This is a genomic window from Bartonella propinqua (assembly GCF_047263965.1).
In the GTDB taxonomy this organism is placed as follows: domain Bacteria; phylum Pseudomonadota; class Alphaproteobacteria; order Rhizobiales; family Rhizobiaceae; genus Bartonella.
In genome coordinates, this window is the sequence record NZ_JBLEBK010000005.1 from 65,158 (window position 1) to 88,628 (window position 23,471).

Sequence of the window (23,471 nt, forward strand, 5' to 3'; positions counted from 1 at the left end):
ATAGTAAATACGAAAATGTTGAAGTTTTTTAAAAGAAAAAAAATCATTCAATTGGTGCTGTTTTTTATGTTTGAAACCAGCTCTACTGTTGCACAAAAACCCATAGAGATTTCTGTTCATCCAATTCCTTTAGAAATACAAACAGAGCATGATTCTGTTTATTACAAGGTAGAAGTTGCTTCTACACCGTCTCAGTTAGAAGCTGGCTTGATGTATCGTACTGATTTTCCGCGCGATCGTGCAATGCTCTTTAAAGTCCAATCTACTCATAAGTTAAAGGATAAACAGGAAATTTTAATGTGGATGGCAAATACACCTTTATCCTTGGATATGATTTTTTTAAATGCTGAGGGCGTGATTGTTTCGATTGTTGAGAAAACTACTCCATTTTCAACGGATACAATTTCATCAAGGGTGCCTGCAACTTTTGTTATTGAAGTTAATGCAGGGGAAGTTTCTGAAAGAAAAATACAAAAGGGACAACGTGTTATTCATCCTGCTATTTGTGGTGAATGTGAAAGTAATAAAAATGATAGCTGAAGATGTACATTTTTTTGAATATGATGGTTTGCGTTTTGCTTACCGAGAAGAAGGACAGGGAGTTCCTGTTTTATTGATTCATGGTTTTGGATCTTCAGCACGTGTAAATTGGTATGCGACGGGTTGGTTTTGTGCTCTCACAAAAGCGGGATATCGGGTTATTGCTCTTGATAATCGCGGACATGGAGATTCAGATAAAAGTTATGATCCTTCTTTTTATACGCCTCAAGCTATGGCTGGCGATGCGGTGAGATTGCTGCAACATTTAAAATTATCTCGAGCTCATGTTATGGGATATTCTATGGGAGCTAGAATTAGTGCATTTATGGCTCTTTTATATCCAACATATGTACATAGTGTTATTTTTGGTGGTTTAGGTATTGGTATGATAACAGGAGCAGGGGATTGGAAACCTGTTGCTGAGGCTCTTTTAGCAGAAAACATTTCTACTATTACTGATCAGCGTGGTTTGATGTTTCGTAAATTTGCAGATCAAACTAAAAGTGATAAACACGCTCTGGCAGCTTGTGTCATCACGTCAAAACAGGAATTAACAGCATCAGAAGTTTATAAAATTAAACAACCTGCACTCGTTGCTGTTGGCTCATTAGATGAAATTGGCGGTGAAGCAGAACCACTGGCAGCTTTATTGCCTCATGGTGAATCGCTCATAATTCCTAATCGAGATCATATGCTTGCTGTGGGAGATAAAGTCTATAAAAAAGGCGTTATCGATTTTCTTTCTCGTTATCCTATTGTTTAAAATTACTTACATTTTTAAAGGTTCATAAAGAAATTTAATATTTTTTATTTTGAGTAAGATAAAAAATTTATTTAAAGTCTTGGATGTGATGGCGTAAATTTAATATAGAAGTTGAAGAAAGGCAGCGATAAAAAATCTAATGAGCTTATTTTTATAAGAACGGTTTTCTTTCATGTGTTAAGCTAGTGTATTTTGCACAGTGATCAAAAAAGGATTGTTTTCAATTATCCAATAAGATTTTATGATAAACAAAATAGCTGTGGTAGAGAGCAATGTTTTTATTTTATATAATTTTATTTTAGATAAAAATTATAGTGGTTGATATTCGAAGTTTTTATCAAAATATGCTTATGAGTATGGAACTAAAAGTGGGGATAAAAATATTAAAGGTTTATGATTTGCTACCTGTTTTTTTATTTTAAAATCTATACGGGAGTAGTCAAATATTATGGACTTTTTTAGTAAAGGGCATTCAACGAAAGTGTGAAGGTAATTTTGCTTTGAATATAAGTCATATAATCGAAAAGTGAGAATGTTGATTATCTTTACAGAATCGTAAGAGTGCCTTATTTGCCGACGAGAAATTAATTTAATAATCTCAAAAAATAGGAGAGCATGGTGAATGCTGATGAAATAAAAAAACTTGATAGTTATTTTAAAAACACATTCCAAAATTCAGCATTGCAGGTAAAAGCACGGCTTAAAAAGGATGATTCTTGTGAAGTGTATATTGGGGATGAGTTTTTAGGTGTTATCTATCGAGATGAAGATGAAGATGAGTTATCATACAATTTTTCAATGGCCATATTAGATATTGATTTAGGACATTGATGTATCATGAATAATTGAATAAAATTTTTCTTTATCCAGCAGCTTCATATGAGTTTTAATGCTTTAAAGCTCGTATGGCTGTTGCGTCCAATGATAAGGTGGTCATGAACAGTGATTCCTAGAGCATTGGCTGCGTCTTTAAGTCTATGTGTCATCGATATATCTGCATGAGACGGTGAAGCGTCACCAGAGGGGTGATTGTGAACTAAAATAAGTCCTGATGCAGATAGTTCTAGAGCTCGAGAAATTACTTCACGAGGATAGACAGGAGTGTGATCGATGGTACCAGTTTGTTGTATTTCATCAGAAAGTAAACCATTTTTCTTATCAAGAAATAAGACACGAAATTGTTCACGTGTTTCGTGAGCCATGACAGCTTTACAGTAGGCTAATACTTTATCCCATGATGAAAAAATATCGCGTTTAAATAATTCTGCGCGAGCAAGACGTCCAGCAATATCTGAAATAATTTTTAAATCAAGTGCAGTTGCTGGACCACATCCGTGAACTTCTTGAAGTCGGTGAATATCAGCACATAATACGTCAGCTAATGAGCCAAAATGTGCTATTAGATTTTTTGCTATTGGCTTTGTGTTTGCTCGGGGGATAGTACGAAAAAGCAACAATTCAAGATATTCATAATCTTCAATTGCATCTCCTTTTGTTTTTAAATAACGCTTACGAAGACGTTCACGATGTCCTTGATAATGTTCGGGTGTTTGTGATTTTTTCTGAATCTTTTCACTTTTCTTTTCTGTGGTTGGGGTAGGTGAAGAATTTGATGTTACTGCAAAGTGATTACTTTGTTCGTCTCCCTTTTTATTTAATTTTTTATCCATGACATTTCTGTATTTCTTTAGGCATATGAATTTGGAATATAAAAAATGTTTTTAGGAGATTGAGTAAATATTTCGCACCCTTCATTTGTTACGCCAATTGTATGTTCATACTGTGCGGTAAGAGATCGATCGCGTGTAACCGCAGTCCAGCCATCAGATAAAATCTTTACTTGTGGTTTACCAAGATTGACCATGGGCTCGATTGTAAACATCATACCTGGTCTAAGTTCTATTCCTTCTTTAGGGGTTCCATAATGTAAAATATTAGGTGCATCATGAAAAAGTTGACCAATCCCATGCCCACAGAAATCTCTCACAATTGAACATCGTTCAGATTCTGCATAGTGTTGAATGGCTGCACCAATATCACCTGTCGTAGCTCCTGGTTTAACCGCGGCAATTCCTTTCATAAGACTTTCGTGCGTTATTTCTAGTAAGCGTTCTGCTGCACGTTTAATTTTTCCAACGGGATACATGCGACTTGAATCTCCATGCCAACCATCAAGAATAAAAGTAACATCAACATTAACAATATCACCTTCTTGCAAAGGTCTTTTATTAGGAATACCATGGCAAACAACGTGATTGATGGATGTACAGCATGAGTGGCTATATCCATGATAATTTAGGTCAGCAGGGAGAGCTCCGTGTTCTGCGCCAAAAGTAAACACAAAATCATCAATTTCTTGTGTAGTAACTCCAGGCTTAATAATATCGATAAGTGCATCAAGGCATTCAGCAGCAATACGACCAACTTCACGCATTTTAGCAAAAGCGTGATCATCAAAAATACGGATTTGCCCATTAGATTTTAAAGGCATTTTATTATATTCGATATAATCAACCATTGTTTTTTCTATTTTCTATTTCTACTCTATGAATCGGAAAGATACCTTCTATACTTACGTGACATTTTACAGCATAAAATTCTACCCCCGATTTTAGCGCCAAATCAAATTTACATCCATAGATGGGATCAAGATCATAACAAACTTTAAAAGCTGAACAATCTTCCCGTTGAATCATATAAAGCATAGCGGCTCGTTTTCCTTGTTGCACGATTTTTATGAGTTCATCAAGATGACGTGTGCCGCGTTTTGTTTCGGTATCAGGGAACTCCGCTAATCCTTTTTGACGCATGAAGTGAACATTTTTAACTTCTAGATAACAGTCAGGGAGGATATTGTCACGCAGGAGAAAGTCAATACGTGATTGTGTCCCATAGTACTGTTCCTTCAGAATTGTTGTATATTTGCTAAATTCTGGTAATAGGTTATTTTGAATTGCTTCTAATGCAAGTTTGTTGGGTAAAGTCGTATTGATACCAACCAAAGTATTATTTGCTTCAACAATTTCTAATTGATATGCGTATTTTCGTTTAGAATTATTGTTATATGAAAGCCAAACATTAGAATTGGGGATTGTTAATCCAAGCATTGATCCTGTATTGGGAACTGAAACGGTAAAAATACGTTGATCGTCCCATTTAACATCGGCAAGAAAGCGTTTATAGCGACGAACAAGTTTTGCAGGAAAAAGTTTTGGGACAAAAAGCATGTTCTTTTTTAGAATGTATGTTTTAATAATTCAACTCGGAGTATAATCCGTAATTGTTATAATGTGTCAAGCAAGGCTGTATTGATGCAAAAAACACTATATAATTTACATGAGCGCTATAAAACAGAATTTAATTTTTGTTTTCATAATCTACTGTTAAATTTTTGGAGCCATTTAAAATTCTTTTAAAGTTGTTAATTAACTCGTAAGTTTTGAATAAAAAGGTTATTTTTTAGGGAATTTTTTTGAGAAAGTTGCGTTCAAAAAATAGTGATAAGAGCCGTAATTGATAAAATTAGGTAAAATTGATGGCTGGAACAAATAGGAATCGTAAAAATTTAATAAATGGTCCAATGATCATTTTAGTTGAGCCGCAGTTACCAGAAAATATTGGTATGGTGGCAAGGGCAATGGCAAATTTTGGACTCTCTAAGCTTCGATTAGTTAAGCCTCGCGAAGCATTTCCCAATGAAAAAGCTAGAGCTGCAGCGAGCAAAGCAGATCATGTCATTAACGATGCAGTAATTTTTGATACGTTACGTGATGCTATCGCAGATTTGCACTATGTTTTTGCTACAACAGCACGTGAAAGATGTGGTTTTAAAACTGTAAAAAGTGCTGTTGAAGCAGCAAATATATTGCGTCAGCGTGAAAATATTGGACATAAAACAGGTATTTTATTTGGAAGAGAACGGTGGGGACTAGAAAATGAGGAAATCAGTCTTGTTGATGAAATCATCACTTTTCCAGTGAATCCTGCTTTTGCGTCACTTAATATTGCACAAGCAGTTTTACTTATGTCTTATGAGTGGATGAAGTCAGGTCTACAGGATGTGAGCGATACGGCTTTTCGTGCGGTAGAGATGGAGCCAGCTAGTAAAGCAACGTTTCATGGTTTTCTATCTCAATTAGAGAGCGCTTTGGATGTTCGTGGATATTTTAGACCTCAAGAACGCAAAGAGGTAATGCTTGCAAACATGCGCTCTGTTTTTACACGCGCTAATTTTAGCGAATCTGAGGTTCGCTTGTTACGGGGAGTTATATCTTCATTAGATCATTTTTCGCCCAAATTTCCACGGGGGAGTGGTGCGCCTGTAGGTCGTGATCGAAAGAAAATTAAGGTAGGTATGAATACTGATGATTGAACAGCCTCTTCTTTTTTTTGATAGTGGAATTGGTGGCTTAACCGTGTTGAGAGAAGTGCGTGTTCTTATTCCTGAAGCTCAATTTATTTATGTGGCAGATGATGCAGGGTTTCCTTATGGAAATTGGGAAGAAAATATTTTAAAGAACCGCATTTTAAGGATTTTTACAAATCTTCTAGCACTTTACAATCCCGCTTTATGTGTGGTCGCTTGTAATACCGCTTCTACATTAATGATGGCAGATTTACGGCAAAAATTTCCTCATATTTTTTTTGTAGGGACAGTTCCTGCAATAAAATTAGCGGCTGAACAAACAAAATCTGGTTTGATTTCAGTGTTAGCTACTCCTGGAACAGTTCAACGTGCATATACGCATAAATTAATCAATTCTTTTGCTGGGCAGTGCCATGTTCAGCTTGTTGGAAGTGAAAAGCTTGCTGCATTTGCTGAAAATTACGTACGTGGAAAACCTGTTAATTCTGCAGAATTACGCTATGAAATTTCTCCATGCTTTGTTGAGAAAAACGGCAAATATACTGATATTATTGTTTTAGCTTGTACGCATTATCCTTTTTTGATTCACTTATTTCGTGAACAAGCTTTGTGGTCAGTTGAATGGATTGATACAGCAAAATCTATAGCCAAATACACTAGATCATTATTGCCAAGAATACATCATCAAAATATAAAAAAGAGTAAAGATTTTGCGTTGTTTACATCGCAAAATATAACGTCTTCTACTGAGCGTTTATTAAAAGGATTTGGCTTAAATATAATGAAAGGAGTTGACTTTGGGGTGTAAGATCAATAAGACTATTTCAGCTTTTTCTTTTAAGAAAATGGCGTTAATTGACGTGTCCCGTGGATGACTTTGCAGATTATTTGTTAAGCTATCCTGTCAGTCTTTATATATTTGAAGGCAGAGGAGGGCGCGTTTCCTTGAGCTTTAGTTAAAGTCTTGTAGTTTATTTTAAAGGAAATGCGATGAGTAAACGCGAAACAACAAAATATAAAATTGACCGCCGTATGGGAGAAAATATTTGGGGTCGCCCGAAATCTCCTGTTAATCGTCGGGATTATGGTCCAGGTCAGCATGGACAACGTCGTAAAGGAAAACTTTCTGATTATGGTGTGCAGTTGCGTGCTAAGCAGAAGTTGAAAGGGTTTTACGGTGATATCTCAGAAAAACAATTCCGTAAAACATATGAAGAAGCAGCTCGTCGGCGTGGTGATACTGGTGAAAACTTTATCGGTCTTTTAGAATCGCGTTTAGATGCTGTGGTTTACCGTGCAAAATTTGTACCTACGATTTTTGCTTCTCGCCAGTTTATCAATCATGGTCACGTTAATGTAAATGGTCGACGTACAAATATTCAATCATATCGCTGTAAGCCAGGTGATGTTATTGAGGTTCGTGAAAAGTCAAAAAAACTTGTTTTAGTTTTGGAATCTGTGCAATTGGCAGAACGTGATGTACCAGAATACATTGAAGCAGATCATAATCAGATGAAAGCAACATTCACGCGTATTCCTGCTTTTGCAGATGTTCCTTATGCTGTGCAGATGGAGCCTAATTTGGTTGTTGAGTTTTATTCTCGATAAATTTTTTAGAAGGGGTATCACCCTTTCAATTTTGCTATATATCAGAAATATTTGTTACTTTATTGTCGTTGAAGCTAACAGATAATTTATGTAAATTGGTGCTATATCAAATTTATTGTTATGTTTTATAGCAATAAAGTTTGGTATAGCTTTGTTTTGAATTTGCGTATCTAATTATAGATTAAATGGTGTTAGTTTAAGCTGCGTTATATCTGTTGTTGTCTATGTTACTGTTGCAAGACGAACTATTATATTATGCAGGATTTATGGTCTTATGAATAATACTTTAGTCGAGTATCAGACTTTAGAAAAAAATAGAGATAAAACTGATTCTTGTGCAGTTGAAATTGATGATTGTCATCCGATATTTCGGGCTGTACCTTCGACTGTAGAATTTAACAAATTACGCAAACGGCTTTTGCGTCATATGCGGCAAGCGTTTGATGATTTTTCTATGCTCTCTTCAGGAAAAAAATGGCTTGTTGCTTTATCTGGCGGAAAAGATTCTTACGGTTTACTAGCGCTTCTTCTAGATTTAAAATGGCGTGGTTTTTTACCTGTTGAAATTCTGGCTTGCAATCTTGATCAAGGACAACCAGGATTTCCAAAACATATTCTTCCAGATTTTTTAAATTCTTATCAAATTCCGCATCGTATTGAATATCAGGATACTTACTCAGTTGTTACAGATAAATTGGCACATACGCAAACATATTGCTCTCTTTGCTCTCGGCTGCGACGCGGTAATTTATATCGTATTGCGCGTGAAGAGGGGTGTTCTGCATTAGTTCTCGGACATCATCGTGATGATGTTTTAGAAACGTTTTTTATGAATTTATTTCATGGTGGCAGATTAGCAGCCATGCCTGGGAAGCTTATAAACGATGAAGGGGATCTTTTTGTTTTGCGCCCCCTTGTTTACGCTGCTGAAGAAGATATGGAGAAATTTTCTCAGGCAATGCGATTTCCTATTATTCCTTGTAATCTTTGCGGTAGTCAGGATGGTTTACAACGCAATGCAATGAAGGAAATGTTGAAAGATATTGAAAATAGAATGCCAGGACGTAAAGATACCATGATTCGTGCCTTGACGAACGTGCGTCCAAGTCACTTGCTTGATAAAAAAATTTTTGATTTTAAAAACTTATTGTAAGTATTAGATGCTAATCAGGATAAGTTTAAGCTTTTTATAACTATTTTGAATTTACTTTTCTATAAAGGTCATAAGTACCTGATTATTCAATTTTAACGGTAATAAAATGACTTCTACATTAAATGATTGTCGTGGTAATAAATCATACATTATTTATCTTTGAAGAATCATATTAACTGCAGTTTTTAGCTGTTTTGTTTTCATTTTCATTACTAAAAAACTGGAATTTTTTTCAATTATTTTCTCTCACTATGCGAGAAGTGGTGTTTAAATCTCCATTAATTTTTCTGGGAAAGCCGATAATAAATATTAATCACAAGGTGAGATTTAGAAATTTTTAAATACTATAAAAATTGGCATTTTTTATTATATTACATGAAATAGTTTGTAGATTTATGCTGAAAAAGAGTATTTAAATAAGCAAGTACTTTTCTTGCAGTTATAAGCTCAATAGCTTCACCGACCTGAAGGTCAGGATAAAAAATAATGCATGCGTATCGCAATACTTCATATTGCCTAGTTTGCGAAAAAGATCGAAAAATTTGGTTTTTTATACGATTTTTTCCAAAATTTTCGAGATATTTAATATCAATGCTATAAGCACTTGTATTTTATAAAATAATCTAAATTTTTTTTAGTACAAATTTTTTAGATTTATCAATAATATCACGGATAATGCGTGAAATAAGATTATTGTGTAAAGTAGTGATAATACAAAATTACATCCACTATAACATCTTTCAGAAGCTCTTAAGTAAGCATAATGGTGAGGTATTAAGCAAATAGTTTACAGAGGAATTAAATCGATAAAGTGAGTATGATTTAAAAGAATCATTATATGAATTGCTTGTATAATGCCTTTATAGGCTTGCAGTTATGTTAACAGCAAATACATTGAGATATATTTAGTAAATAGTGTCAAGGGCAGTACCAAAATATCTAGTTACAATAGTTTTTTTATTTTTGAGGATTATATTAATATTAGCCAATAATTCATTTCAGAAAACATTAAGAAAAGTATAGCTATTCACAATAATAAGATCAGATATCTTGATATCTAATATGTAAGAATTTTTAATCTTCAAATTGAAAATTTGTAATAATTTTCTCAAAAACTATAAATATTTTTAGAAATATGAAAAAAATGATACTGATAAAAGATACTACAATGATAATTACTAAAACTTTATAAAAATTAAGTACCATTTACTATTTTTATTTTATAATTAATAATAAAATAATGAATTTTGTTTTTATATATACAAAATATATTTTTTATATATTTATTTAAATTTTTTCTGTATGAAAATATACTTATAATCTTCACAAAAATACTGAATAATTTGTAATTTATATATATTGAATATGTTAACAAGTTTTTTATTTTTAATATTTGCGAATAAGTCCGATTAGTTTTCCTTGTATCTCTATACACTTAGATTTGTATATGCGTGTTTCATAGAGAGGATTTGCAGCTTCTAATGCAATAGAGGCTCCTTTGCGTCGATAACGTTTTAAGGTTGCTTCTTTTTTATCAATGAATGCAATAACAATTTCACCGGACATTGCTGTACTTTGTTGTTTAACAATTATCGTGTCTTTGTCAAAAATACCAGCTTCAATCATAGAATCATCTTTCACTTCTAAAGCATAGTACTCACCTACACTCAACATATCTTGTGGTAAAGAAAGTGTATCTGTTTGTTGCAGTATAGAGGAAATAGGGACACTTGTAGCAATGCGCCCCATAATGGGGATAATAATATTTTTTTTATCTTCTTCATCAAATTTATCGAGACCAAAATTTTTTGATATCCCTCTTTTATTTTTTTCTATTACAGTGGGAGAAATTTTACGAGCTGAAGAAAGATTAAATGTTATTTTACTGGGGAGTCGAATAACTTCCATTGCACGAGCACGGTTATGCAGGCGGCGTATAAACCCTCGTTCTTCTAAGGTTGTAACAAGTCTATGAATGCCAGATTTTGAAGCAAGTTCCAATGCTGTTTTCATTTCATCAAATGATGGAGAAATACCAGTTTCTTTTATATGATTGTGAATGAACAAAAGTAGTTCATATTGTTTACATGTCAGCATTCAATAATCCAATCAAAAAAGAGGCAAATAGACAATAAAACGTATTTATATTTTAATTTTTCTACAAATTTTTGCAATTTAAATTAAAAATATTTGCTTTATGTTTTTATTTTTTAAATAAAAATAATATAAAATATTTATTATTTGTAATATATTTTATAATTTATTTATGATATTTTTAATATTAATTAAATTATTTTAATTTTTAAATAATAAAAATAATAATATTCTGCACATAATTTATTGTAGATTATTTAATTATATAAAAAATTTAAAAATAAAAAATAATATATTTAAAATTATAGAGAAATAAATATTCTATTTCTATAAGAATAATAACATTAGAATTTTTTGATAAGATGTTTTTTTACTTTTATTAAGTATATTTAATAACGATTTTTATCGTTATTGATTTTTAAATTCAGTTTACTGAGTTTATTTGTACTTCAATTTTTTCAATAACTTTGAAATGGTCACAATTTTTATTTCAAGAATCAGAAGCATTTTTATGTTTAAATTACTATTTTTATTCAAGTTTTAAAATGGTAAAAACTGTGTATGCAGTGGTAAAGAAGGGAAAAAATTAGAAAAATATTGATAACTCAAAATAAAAATAATATTTTCTCTAAAAAGTGTTGACCAAATGAAAAGTCAACCGTATGTTCCACCTGTTTTTACAAGCAATGTGATTTGTTTGAGAGCGCGTAGCTCAGTTGGTAGAGCAACTGACTTTTAATCAGTAGGTCCAGGGTTCGAATCCCTGCGCGCTCACCAAGTTAATAATATTTCTAAATTTCATGAGAATGATGAGTATTTATTGAGCTGATTATTGTTTTACAGTTATTGTTTGCATGATTAGAACAATTTATTGCTGTTTATATAGAACCATTCCACCTATTCACAGCTTATATTATCAGATTGTATTTTTATTAATGCATTGATTTTATTATATTTTAATTCATCCTAATGTTTGCTCGATAGCATTTATTTTTTACAGCGGAAAAAAAGGTTAACATTATGTTAATTTCTTGATAAATGGTGCATTTCAAAAATATCATAGAGGGAAATAGTTTACGAGTGTGGGTTTTTTGTTGCGTATAGAGAGTGTGATTTGTTTTTTGCGTTAAATAACTAACAAAAATAAGCGGGCTAAAAATGTTTTTAAATGACAAAGAAAAATTTACTTCCATTGTTAAATCAATATGCCAATTTGCTTTTGTGGTGGCTGTTTCTCTGTTATTAGCATCCTGTGGCATCAAAAAAATAGTACCTACAACACATTTGAATAATAAGAAATCAACAGATTCAAAAATTATTTTCCCATCTAAAAAAGCTTCGGATAAATGGGATAAACCGAAAAGACAGAGTCGCGGGCGAGCTGTTGTAGGTAAACCTTACAAAATAAAAGGAAAATGGTATTATCCTCAAGATGATCCAACCTATAAACGTATTGGGCAAGCATCGTGGTATGGTTCAGATTTTCATGGGCGTTTGACTGCGAATGGCGAGATCTACGACATGAATCTCTTGACTGCTGCTCATCCCACAATGCCTTTGCCTAGTTATGCTCGTGTTACTAATTTAGAAAATGGCTCTTCACTCATTGTTAGAGTGAATGATCGCGGTCCTTTTATGAAAGATCGAATTATTGATTTATCAAAACGCGCTGCAACAATACTTGGTTATGCAAATGCGGGGGTGACAAATGTTAAAGTGGAATATATCGCTAAAGCGCCCGTTGATTATTATGATAGCGCTTATTTAATGGCTTCTTATACGCTTAAAGATAATATTTCATCTTCATTAGTATTGACAGCTTTACCAAAAGAAAAAGAAGATATCATGTTAAAGGGATTCGACGCAGACGGTCAAAAGCGGTCAGCTGAAGTTATTGCTGAACGAAAGCAGTTAGGGAAAACTATTTTAATAAAATTACCAGAAGTTGGTCCCGTTTTAGTTGATAAGCCGATGCCGTTTGATCAGGTGGCTTTTATGAATAAGCTAAACAAAAAGATGAAGATAAATTGATTACAGTTATTTAAAAAAATATTTTAATTTTCAGATACGTACAATTTTTAAATTATAAGTAATCAAAAGTGAATGATTATAGTAATTCGCTCATTTTAAAGAAAATTTAAGTTGAGTGTTATTATAAAAAAATGGCTATTAAAAAAACTTATTATACTCTAAGTGTATTCAGAATATTAAAAATAGACTTTTTTCAAGAGAAAGAAACAGTATGATATACTGGTTTATTTTTATGGTACTGAAAAAAAAGAGTGATTGATTCTAAGTTTGCAGGTGATTTTTTTCTGCAGAAATTAAACAAAATTTTTCTTGTACAAAAGGATTCTTTATGCTGATTCTTGAAATATGGGAGGAGAGAGTCGGTTATGTATATTGTATTAAGGATTTTGTTTGCCTTATTTTTTGCGTTGACATTGACTGAATGCGGGAGGGCAAAAAATTTTCAAACTTCTGCATCACAATTGCTATTATTAGATGGTGATACAGGCACAATACTCTTTGAAAAAAAAAGTGATATTGCTTTTTTTCCTGCTTCATTAACAAAACTTATGACGGCTGAAGTGGTATTTCATCAATTAAAAGAAGGGTTATTAAGCAGTGCACAGACATTTAAAGTGAGCGAAAATGCTTGGCGTAAAGGTGGAGCACCATCTGGTACAACCACTATGTTTGCAAAAGTGAAGACAGAAATTAGTGTTTCTGATCTTTTGCGGGGCTTAATTGTTGTCAATGGAAATGACGCAGCTATTATTCTTGCTGAAGGGATATCAGGAAGTGAAGCTGATTTTGTAAAATTAATGAATCAGCGAGCTAAGACACTTGGATTATCACATAGTCATTTTGTTAATGCAACGGGGCTTCCTGAAGAAGGACAGTTTGTAACATTGCGTGATATGATTGTATTAGCGCGTCACATTGCTCACGAATATTCCGATTATTATACGCTATATCGTGAACCTCATTTTACTTGGAATAATATTTTTCAACGTAATAAAAATCCTCTTATTTCTAAAAAAATTGGTGCAGAAGGATTTGGCTTTGGTTATAGCGAAAAAGAAGGTTTTTCAATGGTTGCTGTTGTTTATCAGAATCATCGACGTCTTTTTTTAGCAATAAATGGTTTGCAGGATGGTAAAGGGCGTACAAAAGAAATAGAACGCATTTTTCAATGGGGAATGGTAGCTTTCGATCTTAAAACAATTTTTACAAAGGGAGAGATGGTTGGTCATGCTTATGTCTATGGTGGGGCACAAAGCTTTGTTCCACTTGTTGTTAAAGAGCCGATAAGTTTTATGCTTTCGAATGAAAAAGAAATTAACGTTAAAGCAAAAATTAAGTACCGTGGCCCATTGAAAGCTCCTATTGTTTTAGGGCAACAGGTTGGTGTTATTCAAATTTCAGAAGATAAAAAAATTCTTTTTGAAAAACCAGTTTGGGCTGGAGCTCATGTTCAAGAAGGAGACTTTTTTACAAAAATAAAAGATGCATTCTATGAAATAACAATTGGATGGTTACGGAAATATTTTATAGTACGTGATTAAATAAAAATTAAGGTTTATACGTGTCAGGTTATTTTATTACATTTGAAGGAGGAGAGGGAGTAGGAAAAACAACGCAAATTTCTTTGCTTGCTCAGTATCTTTGTAGCAAAGGTTATGATGTTGTTATAACACGAGAACCAGGAGGAACAGCAGGTGCAGAAGCAATACGCCATGTTTTATTATCTGGTCAGGCTCAACACTATGGATCTTTAATTGAAGCAGTTTTGTTTACAGCTGCGCGTGCTGATCATGTTAGCGAAGTAATTGCTCCTTCTTTGCAAGAAGGTAAAATCGTTTTATGTGATCGCTTTATTGATTCTACACGTGTTTATCAAGGACTCAATAACGCGGTAAGTTCTCGTATTCTTTCTGTTTTAGAAGGTGTTGCTGTAAATGGAATAATTCCTGATTTAACGTTTTTGTTAGATATGCCAGCAACATGTGGTATGGAACGTGCAAATTTGCGAAGAAAAAAAACAGAAACAATTGATTGTTTTGAAAAAGATGAATTAAAAACTCAAGAACAAAGACGTCAAGCTTTTCTTCGATTAGCAAAACAGGAGCCTGATCGATTTCGTGTAATTGATGCAACAGGCGCAGTAGAAGTTATTGCACAACAAATAAGAGATATTTGTCATCAGGTAATATTGGGTCATTTTCTATGAGTGATGTAAATTTTTTACGTCAATATGACGATATCGATACAGTTTTATCACCTTCACAAAATAGTGTTATCTTTGGTCATGAAGCTGTTCGTCATTTTTTGGCTCAAATGTGTAAAGAAGAATGTTTACCTCATGCATTATTATTTGAAGGAGAGCAAGGGATTGGAAAAGCCATATTAGCATTTCATCTTGCTTGGAATATTTTAAGCTCTCAAAAAGGTCAATTCTTACAACCAGAGTGTAATTCAATCACATGGCGTCAAATTATGCATGGCAGTCATCCTAATCTTTTGTATATTTCACGTCGCTTTGATTTAAAAACACAAAAATTTAAAACAGGTATACTCATTGATGATATCCGCGATATTATGTATTTTTTACATCAAACATCGCAAGATAGGGGATGGCGCATTGTTATTATCGATCCCGCTGATGATATGAATAAAAGCGCGGCTAACGCAATTCTTAAAATGCTTGAAGAACCTCCTGCAAAGACTTTATTTATTATTGTTACGCACTCTTCAGGAAAATTACTTTCAACAATTCGTTCACGCTGCCAACAAATTTCTTTGCGTCCATTGCATGATGATGAGATGAAACAAGTCATTGCACATATTTTTTCTCATCAGGTTATAGCTGATGAAGAGGCTATTGAGACGATTATTCAAAAATCCAAAGGAAATCCTAGAAAAGCAGCTTTACTTATTTGCCACGGGGGATTTGAAATTATTAAAACCATTGATACTATCTTGAAACAGCCTATATATAATCCAGCTATCGTACATACTTTTGCTCAAACACTTTCGTCTCCTTCTTCAGGTATCCAATTTCAACAATTTTGTGATGAAATTCTTGATAAAGTTCAAAAAAGAGCTATCATTTTAGCTGAAAAAGGAGATTTTGTTCTCTCAAAAAAATGCGCACAAATGTGGCAAGAAGTTCATCAAGAAGTATTGGAAATGCAATCATTTAATCTTGATAAAAAGCAATTCATTATCAATCTGTTTTTTAAAGCTCATAAGATCATTCGAGAAAAAGAGCTTTTTCCGTGACAATGTAACTAATAAACGTTATGTCATTTATATCTTTATTACGTTTTACAATGAGTATGGCATGCGTGATACATATTATATAACAACTCCAATTTTTTATCCTAATGGTACTCCACACATTGGACATGCCTATAGTGCAATTGCAAGTGATGCTTTGGCTCGTTTTCAACGCTTAGATGGCAAAAATGTATTTTTTCTATCTGGTACAGATGAGCACGGTTTAAAGATGCAACAGACAGCAGAGATGTTAGGTATAACGCCCAAGCAACTTGCAGATCGCAACAGTGCTGTGTTTCAAAAAATGCTTGCAGCATTAAATTGCTCTAATGATGATTTTATCCGTACAACAGAAAAGCGGCATTATCAAGCTTGTCAAGAAATTTGGAAAAAAATGGAAGCTAATGGCGATATTTATCTTGGCTGTTATAGTGGTTGGTATTCAGTTCGCCAAGAAGCTTATTATGAAGAAAAAGATACTGAAATTGGAGAAGATAAAATTCGCCGTGAAAAGGAGTTAGGTTCTCCAGTTGAATGGAACGAAGAAGAGAGTTATTTTTTTAGACTTTCTCGTTTTGAAAAAGCTCTTCTTGAGCACTATGAAAAATACCCTGATTTTATTGCTCCTACTGAACGACGCAACGAAATTATAAGTTTTATCAAATCAGGCTTAAAAGATATTTCTATTTCACGGACAAGTTTTAATTGGGGAATTTGTGTTCCTAATAATCCAAAGCACGTGATGTACGTTTGGGTTGATGCACTCACAAATTATCTTTCAGCAATTAATTTTTTTGATGATAATTCAAAAAGGCGTGATTTTTGGCCTGCGAATGCACATATCATTGGTAAAGATATTATCCGTTTTCATGCAGTTTATTGGCCAGCTTTTTTAATGTCTGCTGGAATTGAATTACCTAAGCGCATTTTCGCTCATGGTTTTTTACTCAATAGCGGTGCAAAAATGTCAAAGTCCATTGGCAATGTAGTTGATCCTTTTGCAATGGTTGACCATTACGGTCTTGATCAAGTACGCTATTTCCTTCTTCGTGAAATACCATTTGGACAAGATGGTAGTTATAGTCATGATAATTTTGTGAATCGCATTAATGCAGATCTTGCTAATGATCTTGGTAATTTAGCGCAACGATCTTTGTCTATGATTGTCAAAAATTGTGATGCAAAAGTTCCTACACCAGCTGCATTTTTAGTTCAAGATGAACAACTTTTGGAACAATCTCTTCAAGCGCTTGAAACTGCACGTCAAGCTATGTCCTCTCAGAAAATACACTTAGCGCTTTCAGCTATTTTTTCAGTCGTGGCAGATGCCAATCGCTATTTTGCTAATGAGCAGCCTTGGAGTTTACGGAAAAATAATCAAGAAAGATTCTGTACAGTTCTTTACGTAACTATAGAGGTTTTGCGGCGGATAGGAATTATGTTATTACCTTTCATACCACAATCAGCAGCTAAAATTCTTGATAGTCTTGCAATTGCTGAAGAAGATCGATTATTGCATCACATAAGTCACTCAAAAATTCAGGAAGGTCAAGACCTTCCTTCACCAGAACCAATCTTTCCTCGTTATATGCTTAAGAAAGACGATATTCATTATGCTGATTGATACACATTGTCATCTTGATTTTGAGAATTTTACGCAAAATTTGGATGATGTTATACAACGAGCTTTAGATGCTGATGTTCAACGTATGATTACGATTTCAACACACGTTCATAAATTGGATAGGCTTTTAGAGATTACGCAGGCATATGATCAAGTATTTTGTTCTGTTGGAACACATCCTAATTATGCTCACGAAGAACAAAATATCACAGCCCAAGATCTTATTCGTCTATCGAATCATCCTAAAGTTGTTGCATTTGGAGAAGCTGGTCTTGATTATCATTATGATTATTCTTCACCAGAAGAGCAACAGAAGATTTTTTATGAACATATTATCGCTGCTCGAGAAACGCAGATTCCTCTTGTTATTCATTCACGCAATTCTGATACAGATATGGAAAAAATATTGCGTGAGCAGGTAAAAGAAGGAGTTTTTCCTTTCGTTTTTCATTGTTATTCATCTGGAATGCAACTTGCTCGTGCTGGTACTGAGCTTGGTGGTTATATATCTTTTTCAGGTATTCTTACTTTTAAAAATGCGCTTGAAATCCGTGAAATAGCAAAAATTGTTCCGCATGAGCGTTTATTGATTGAAACAGATGCGCCATTTTTAGCACCAGTTCCTCATCGTGGTAAAACAAATGAGCCATCTTTTGTGCGTTATACAGCAGATATTTTGGCTGAAACTATTGGCTCAACTATTGAAGAAATAGCTCAGATAACGACACAAAATGCTTTTCGTTTATTTAGCAAAATGAAATAAGGTAAAAGGTATGTTTGATCGGTATCGATTTACAATATTAGGCTGTGGTCCTTCTTCAGGAGTTCCGCGTCCTAATGGTGATTGGGGAGCTTGTGACCCAAATAATTCTAAAAATAAACGTTATAGAAGCTCTTTATTGGTAGAGCGTATTCACCAATCAGAAAAAACAACAACAATTGTTATTGATACTGGTCCAGATTTTCGGTCACAAATGATCGATGCACGTGTGAATCATCTTGATGCTGCTCTTTATACACATTTTCATGCAGATCATATTCATGGAATTGATGATTTACGCAGTTATGCACTTGCACAACAATGTTTAATAAATATTTATGCAGATGCGTTTACATTAGAACATCTGAAAAATTCTTTTGGGTATTGTTTTCAAACACCAAAAGATTCATTGTATTCGCCTATTTTAGAAGCGCATCTTATAAATGAAGATAGCCAATTTACAATTCAAGGGCAGGGTGGTGCAATAACCGTTAATACGCATTTACAATTTCACGGTGCTACTCATTCTTTAGGATTTCGTATTGGTAATGTTGCTTACTGTACAGATGTGAGTACATTTCCTGAAAAAACGTTACCAAAATTAATGAATTTGGATATCTTAATTATTGAGGCTTTTCAATTTGAATCTCATTCAAGTCATCTTTCTGTTGAGCAAGCGTTACAATGGATACAATATTTAAAACCAAAACAAGCTATATTAACACATATGGATAGATCGCTTGATTACAATGAGCTCACAAATTATATCCCCTCACATATTAAGCCTGCATATCAAGGACTTGTCTTTGAAACAGAAATCCCTCATCAATATTAGATATTAAAGACGATTTTAAGGCATTATTTTGTTTTTTTATACATAATTATGTCAAAATAAAGATAAGAAGTGCCACTTTAGTTATTTCAGGAAAACATGATGTAATTTAAATGTTTATAGATATTTTTGGAGAACGTAAATTAATTTACTGAAGAAAGCGTTTAAATTATTGCAGTGATTTATTTTTTTATTTACGCGTTCATTGTACAGTATCACAGTTGTTTTTTAAGCTTTAAGCAATATTGCTTAAAGCTTAATTTTTGAAATGAATAAATGAATGTAAGTATCCAGCAACCAAAATGTATCTCACTATAAAAACAAAATTTTGACACAATTTTGTTTTTATAGTGACCAGTGTGACATAAGTGTGATTAATGTGTGTAGAATAAGTCTTATTTTGTCTAGATAATATCTCTCTATTTTACATCGCATTATCGCATAATATATATTATGGAACTTTTAAATAATAAATAAAAAGGATATATGATTATGAAAATAATTTGGGGAATAATAGAAGCTGTAATGTCTATATTAAAGATATTTTGGGTCATGTAAAATAGAATAGAAAGGATATAATTATATGTTGATAGCGTCATTTTTTGGAGCATTAGGATCGTTAATATGGATTTTTTCAGCAAAAGCAACTAGTACTTGGGATTTATGGTGGGTGCCATTCTGTTAAAAAATTTCTAATGAAAAGCTGCTCTACGCAAAAAACAAAATTGAGTCAATAATTTAAGGCTCGATTTTGTTTTTGTGTCTATTAGTTCTTAAATATTATCAATAGAATCAATGGTATGATTCCTTTTAAAAAAGATCATTATAATTTGTAATATTATAAGAACTAAAAATAATATTCCATGAAATAATGACATAAGCAGCGGGTAAATAGAAGTAGTGTCAGAACACAAAATTGTCATCACAAATGTTTCTGTAAAAGCTGCAATACACCATAAGACGATTCCCCATGGTGAGTACATCCAGAGTCCGATTAACGCGATAGGATAAATAATAGCTAATGTTCCTGATAAAAATTGCCACTGCCATGGCATAAGATCAAAGCGCCATAAAATTCCTGAAAATACGCCAACAAGGCGTAACCAATAAAAGACACCCAGTCCTAAGCAAATTAAAGCTAATAATCGCAAATAAAAGCTGTAAATTAAATTAATTTTTGCAATCTGTTTTTGAGAGATATTTATCAAAGTAATAATTCTCGTTTAACGGGTTGGAAATAAGCATCTATTGTTTTACTTGTTACGTTTGAGAGTTTATCTGGATGCCATTTAGGTGTTTGATCCTTATCAATTAACATTGCACGTACACCTTCACGAAAATCATGTGAATTGATCATATGATGTGCAATGCGGTTTTCAATTTTCATACAATTTTCCAAAGTTTGAAATGATTTTTGTTTCATTTGTCTCCAAATAATTTTTAAACTTGTAGGAGAACGTGATTGTAAAATATCATAACATTCTTTGGCAAATGATAGTCCTTCTTTGCTTTTTTTATAAAGCAATGTCATACATTCTTCCAACGTATTTGTACCAAAACAAACACGAATAACATGACGGATTTCATGGCTTGTTTCATAATCTTTTGTGATTGTTCGTTCTTTTAAAGCTAAAATAGGATTGCCCTGCTCAATGATAGATTTTTTAACGATATCTAGTTCAACTTCAGGAACTGCATGAGTTGCTAATCCTAAATTTAAACAATCTCCCCATTTTATACGCGCACCTGTTAATGCAAGATAAACACCAAAATAGTCAGGAAGAAGTGGCAAAAAAAAGCTTGCACCAACATCTGGAAAAAATCCAATAGCACATTCTGGCATAGCAAACAGTGTGTTTTCTGTCACAATCCTGTATGAACCATATATAGAAATGCCTACCCCTCCTCCCATACAAATACCATTTAAAAGAGAAATATAAGGTTTTGGAAAACGCTTAATATAAGCATCTAAGCGATATTTATCACTAAAATACTGATAAGAAGAGTCCGCTTTCCCCATATGGTAAATTTCTACAACATCCCCACCAACACAAAAAGCTCGTCCTTCCCCTTCAATTAAGACACAAGAAACATCATCATCTTTTTCCCATGCGCTAAGAGCTTTTTTAAAAGCAGAAATCATTCGATGATTAAGAGCATTTAATGCAGAAGGACGTGTAAGCTTTATAATACCAGCACGTCCCTCTTTTATAAAAGAAATATCATTACCTGCCCCAAAATCAATTTGCATCTTTAATTCTTCTAAAAGTACTTATTATTGTTTGCAATATTTTTTTGCGCACCCAATTGAGGAAAAAGTTGCATAATAGCGCCAATACAATATATATAAATACCTGTTATGGAAATTCCTATCTTAACCCAATATGGAGCATTTAATTGGTAAAAAAATGCAGCAACACCAAAAGAACACCACAAGAAAAAAATTGAAAAATTCAGCCTACGTAAACGAATAACTCTTACTGGATGAATAAAATAAATTGGCAAAAAGGATATAATTGCGGATAGAATAATAATAGTAAAGGCAATCCACTCCCCTGGTCTTACCACAAAAAGCATGAAAATCACCATGTTCCAGACTACAGGAAATCCTTTAAAAAAATTTTCTTTAGTTTTCATGCCAGTATCTGCATAATAAATAGCTGACGAAATAACGATGATCGCGCTTAATAAAAATGATAAACTTGATCCCATAAAACCACTTTGGTAAAGCGCAAAAGCTGGAATTAAAACATAAGTCACATAATCAATAATGTTATCTAGTAGTTCTCCAGACCATGTTGGGAGTACATATTTAACATCAAGCTTACGTGCAATCGGCCCATCGATACCATCAACGAACAATGCAAGACCGAGCCAAAAAAACATGGCACTCCATTCTTTTTCAGATGCAGATATAAGAGATAAAAATGCTAAGAATGAACCAGAAGCTGTTAATAAATGAACAGAAAAAGCCCTCGCTTGCGGCATCGTTACTGTTTTATGACGCAAAAGATCAGCTTTAGTTTTAATCTTTTTTGTTAATTTACGTTTCAGAGTTTTATTATCCTCATTTTAAAAGTCTTCATTCTTTAATACATTATTTTTTCTTTATGATATTATTCATATGTAAGAAAGCATAAAAAAGTTACTTTTTTATATCGCATTATTTATTATGGAATATAATAGAGAAATTTTACGCAATGAAAAGAGATAATTGTGACATTTAAAAAAAGTAAGCATAAAAATATTGCTGTTATTGGTGCAGGCCCAGTTGGTATGTTAGCAGCGCTTAGTCTTGCACATAAAGGGTATTCTGTTTTTCTTATTGGTCCGCTTACCCATGCAGATGAATTACGAACAACAGCTCTTATGATTCCAGCTGTTCAGATGCTTCAAAAAATTAATGTTTGGAATACTCTTCAACGTTACGCTGCAGCTTTATCTTCTATCAGAATCGTTGATATAACAACTAGAATTGTGCGCGCTCCCACCCTAAATTTTTGTTCTACTGAAATTGGTGAAAAGGCTTTTGGTTATAATGTTCCTAATATAGAATTAAATAATGCTTTAGCTGATGCAGTTACACAGATGCCAAATATTATAAGATTTTTTTCTTTGGCAAAATTTTTTCATCATCAGCAAGATCATGTACGCATTACTCTTTCGAGTGGTGAAGTCATTCAAACATCGCTTGTTGTTGCTGCTGATGGACGACATTCTCCAACCCGAGCAGCAGCTGGCATAGGCATAAAAAAGTGGAACTACTCACAAACGGCACTTGTTTTAAATTTTTCGCATGAATTTTCTCATCAAAATACATCAACGGAGTTTCATACAGAAGATGGTCCATTTACGCAAGTTCCACTGTTAGGGCATAAATCCAGTCTTGTATGGGTTGTCAATCCTTCTCGCGCTAAAGAATTATTGAATACAGATTCAAAAGCGATTGCAAAAGTGATCGAAGACCAAATGCAATCAATGCTTGGAAAACTGATAGTAGAAACACCAATTCAAGCATGGCCCCTTTCAGGACTGATCGCTCATCGTTTTGCTGTTAATCAGACAATTTTAGTGGGGGAAGCAGCCCATGTTCTTCCTCCTATTGGAGCACAGGGACTAAATTTAGGGTTTCGTGATGTGCAAACTTTAATTGATGTTTTACCCAAACAAGTATTCGATTTTAATTCTAAAGCGATTGTTACACATTATAATCAAAATCGCAGACCTGATATATTTATTCGAAGCAGCTCTATTCATATGCTTAATTATGCTTTACTTTCTCATTTGTTACCTGTTCACATTATGCGGGGTATTGGATTTGGGTTATTACAGCATTGTTCTCCGTTGCGTAATTTTTTTATGCGAGAAGGCATATCTTTTGGTTATGGATTAAAAGAAATTATGCCAAAATTCCCAATTAAATTTCCTAAAAAACTACATTGATA

At 33.2% G+C, this 23,471-nt stretch carries 22 protein-coding genes and 1 tRNA gene; 16 read left to right on the forward strand and 7 right to left on the reverse strand.

Features of this window, described 5'->3' with window-relative positions:
- Positions 1-15: 15 nt before the first annotated feature.
- The 3 genes from ACMFKV_RS04980 (at position 16) to ACMFKV_RS04990 (ending at position 2,134) form a co-directional block, all read left to right on the forward strand.
- Positions 16-540 carry a DUF192 domain-containing protein gene (locus ACMFKV_RS04980; RefSeq protein WP_336288392.1) on the forward strand — a complete coding sequence of 175 codons (525 nt, stop codon included), beginning with the start codon at positions 16-18 and terminating at the stop codon, positions 538-540.
- Complete coding sequence (locus tag ACMFKV_RS04985) at positions 530-1,303, forward strand: alpha/beta fold hydrolase (RefSeq protein WP_413154648.1); 774 nt, start codon at positions 530-532, stop codon at positions 1,301-1,303. Before ACMFKV_RS04980 ends, ACMFKV_RS04985 begins: the two co-directional genes overlap by 11 nt.
- A 618-nt stretch (positions 1,304-1,921) precedes the next feature.
- Positions 1,922-2,134 carry a DUF3126 family protein gene (locus ACMFKV_RS04990; protein WP_336288406.1) on the forward strand — a complete coding sequence of 71 codons (213 nt, stop codon included), beginning with the start codon at positions 1,922-1,924 and terminating at the stop codon, positions 2,132-2,134.
- A 44-nt stretch (positions 2,135-2,178) separates the two neighbouring features.
- On the opposite strand, the gene radC is transcribed toward ACMFKV_RS04990, so the two are convergent.
- Genes radC through sfsA form a run of 3 tightly spaced genes read right to left on the reverse strand, consistent with a single transcriptional unit; the run spans position 2,179 to position 4,530 of the window.
- The gene (gene radC, locus ACMFKV_RS04995) at positions 2,179-2,973 is read right to left on the reverse strand and encodes a RadC family protein (protein WP_413154649.1); all 795 of its coding nucleotides are present in this window, start codon (positions 2,971-2,973) and stop codon (positions 2,179-2,181) included.
- 17 nt (positions 2,974-2,990) lie between these two features.
- On the reverse strand, positions 2,991-3,821 hold the full coding sequence (map, locus tag ACMFKV_RS05000) for a type I methionyl aminopeptidase (protein ID WP_336288395.1): 831 nt from the start codon (positions 3,819-3,821) through the stop codon (positions 2,991-2,993).
- On the reverse strand, positions 3,814-4,530 hold the full coding sequence (sfsA, locus tag ACMFKV_RS05005) for a DNA/RNA nuclease SfsA (RefSeq protein ID WP_336288396.1): 717 nt from the start codon (positions 4,528-4,530) through the stop codon (positions 3,814-3,816). Before sfsA ends, map begins: the two co-directional genes overlap by 8 nt.
- A 308-nt stretch (positions 4,531-4,838) precedes the next feature.
- Here sfsA and ACMFKV_RS05010 point away from each other — a divergent pair, with 308 nt between their 5' ends.
- From ACMFKV_RS05010 to ttcA, 4 genes are all read left to right on the forward strand, one after another.
- Positions 4,839-5,675, forward strand: coding sequence for an RNA methyltransferase (locus ACMFKV_RS05010; protein ID WP_413154650.1), 837 nt, complete (start codon positions 4,839-4,841; stop codon positions 5,673-5,675).
- A complete protein-coding gene (murI, locus tag ACMFKV_RS05015; RefSeq protein WP_413154651.1) occupies positions 5,668-6,477 on the forward strand; it encodes a glutamate racemase in 810 nt (269 codons plus the stop codon). Before ACMFKV_RS05010 ends, murI begins: the two co-directional genes overlap by 8 nt.
- 182 nt (positions 6,478-6,659) lie before the next feature.
- Positions 6,660-7,277 carry a 30S ribosomal protein S4 gene (rpsD, locus tag ACMFKV_RS05020; RefSeq protein WP_336288399.1) on the forward strand — a complete coding sequence of 206 codons (618 nt, stop codon included), beginning with the start codon at positions 6,660-6,662 and terminating at the stop codon, positions 7,275-7,277.
- A 274-nt stretch (positions 7,278-7,551) separates the two neighbouring features.
- Entirely contained in the window at positions 7,552-8,430 is an 879-nt protein-coding gene (ttcA, locus tag ACMFKV_RS05025) for a tRNA 2-thiocytidine(32) synthetase TtcA (protein ID WP_336288400.1), read from the forward strand.
- Between the two features lie 1,386 nt (positions 8,431-9,816).
- Here the strand turns inward: ttcA and lexA are convergent.
- The gene (gene lexA / locus ACMFKV_RS05030; protein ID WP_336288537.1) at positions 9,817-10,527 is read right to left on the reverse strand and encodes a transcriptional repressor LexA; all 711 of its coding nucleotides are present in this window, start codon (positions 10,525-10,527) and stop codon (positions 9,817-9,819) included.
- A gap of 698 nt (positions 10,528-11,225) precedes the next feature.
- Here lexA and ACMFKV_RS05035 point away from each other — a divergent pair.
- The 8 genes from ACMFKV_RS05035 to ACMFKV_RS05070 all read left to right on the forward strand — a co-directional run bounded on the left by ACMFKV_RS05035 (position 11,226) and on the right by ACMFKV_RS05070 (position 19,029).
- A tRNA-Lys gene (locus ACMFKV_RS05035) sits at positions 11,226-11,301 on the forward strand.
- A gap of 381 nt (positions 11,302-11,682) precedes the next feature.
- Positions 11,683-12,555 (forward strand): septal ring lytic transglycosylase RlpA family protein, encoded by an 873-nt coding sequence (locus ACMFKV_RS05040; RefSeq protein WP_413154652.1) that lies wholly within the window; start codon positions 11,683-11,685, stop codon positions 12,553-12,555.
- Between the two features lie 365 nt (positions 12,556-12,920).
- Positions 12,921-14,096, forward strand: a complete 1,176-nt coding sequence (locus tag ACMFKV_RS05045) for a D-alanyl-D-alanine carboxypeptidase family protein (protein ID WP_413154653.1) — start codon at positions 12,921-12,923, stop codon at positions 14,094-14,096.
- Positions 14,097-14,116: 20 nt separating this feature from the next.
- On the forward strand, positions 14,117-14,761 hold the full coding sequence (gene tmk / locus ACMFKV_RS05050; protein WP_336288534.1) for a dTMP kinase: 645 nt from the start codon (positions 14,117-14,119) through the stop codon (positions 14,759-14,761).
- Positions 14,758-15,813, forward strand: a complete 1,056-nt coding sequence (locus ACMFKV_RS05055) for a DNA polymerase III subunit delta' (protein ID WP_413154654.1) — start codon at positions 14,758-14,760, stop codon at positions 15,811-15,813. Before tmk ends, ACMFKV_RS05055 begins: the two co-directional genes overlap by 4 nt.
- Before the next feature lie 61 nt (positions 15,814-15,874).
- The gene (gene metG / locus ACMFKV_RS05060) at positions 15,875-17,434 is read left to right on the forward strand and encodes a methionine--tRNA ligase (RefSeq protein WP_413154655.1); all 1,560 of its coding nucleotides are present in this window, start codon (positions 15,875-15,877) and stop codon (positions 17,432-17,434) included.
- Positions 17,424-18,197, forward strand: coding sequence for a TatD family hydrolase (locus ACMFKV_RS05065; protein ID WP_413154656.1), 774 nt, complete (start codon positions 17,424-17,426; stop codon positions 18,195-18,197). The genes metG and ACMFKV_RS05065 overlap by 11 nt, the downstream gene beginning before the upstream one ends.
- 10 nt (positions 18,198-18,207) lie before the next feature.
- A complete protein-coding gene (locus ACMFKV_RS05070) occupies positions 18,208-19,029 on the forward strand; it encodes an MBL fold metallo-hydrolase (RefSeq protein WP_413154657.1) in 822 nt (273 codons plus the stop codon).
- A 770-nt stretch (positions 19,030-19,799) separates the two neighbouring features.
- Here the strand turns inward: ACMFKV_RS05070 and ACMFKV_RS05075 are convergent.
- From ACMFKV_RS05075 to pcsA, 3 genes are read right to left on the reverse strand one after another with little or no spacing between them, the layout of a single operon-like run.
- Complete coding sequence (locus ACMFKV_RS05075; protein ID WP_336288529.1) at positions 19,800-20,234, reverse strand: DUF6163 family protein; 435 nt, start codon at positions 20,232-20,234, stop codon at positions 19,800-19,802.
- Entirely contained in the window at positions 20,231-21,277 is a 1,047-nt protein-coding gene (locus ACMFKV_RS05080; protein WP_413154658.1) for an enoyl-CoA hydratase/isomerase family protein, read from the reverse strand. Before ACMFKV_RS05080 ends, ACMFKV_RS05075 begins: the two co-directional genes overlap by 4 nt.
- Positions 21,278-21,288: 11 nt before the next feature.
- A complete protein-coding gene (pcsA, locus tag ACMFKV_RS05085; protein WP_413154682.1) occupies positions 21,289-22,080 on the reverse strand; it encodes a phosphatidylcholine synthase in 792 nt (263 codons plus the stop codon).
- Positions 22,081-22,242: 162 nt separating this feature from the next.
- Between pcsA and ACMFKV_RS05090 the strand changes: the two genes are divergently transcribed.
- Positions 22,243-23,469 (forward strand): UbiH/UbiF family hydroxylase, encoded by a 1,227-nt coding sequence (locus ACMFKV_RS05090; protein ID WP_413154659.1) that lies wholly within the window; start codon positions 22,243-22,245, stop codon positions 23,467-23,469.
- Positions 23,470-23,471 lie beyond the last annotated feature (2 nt).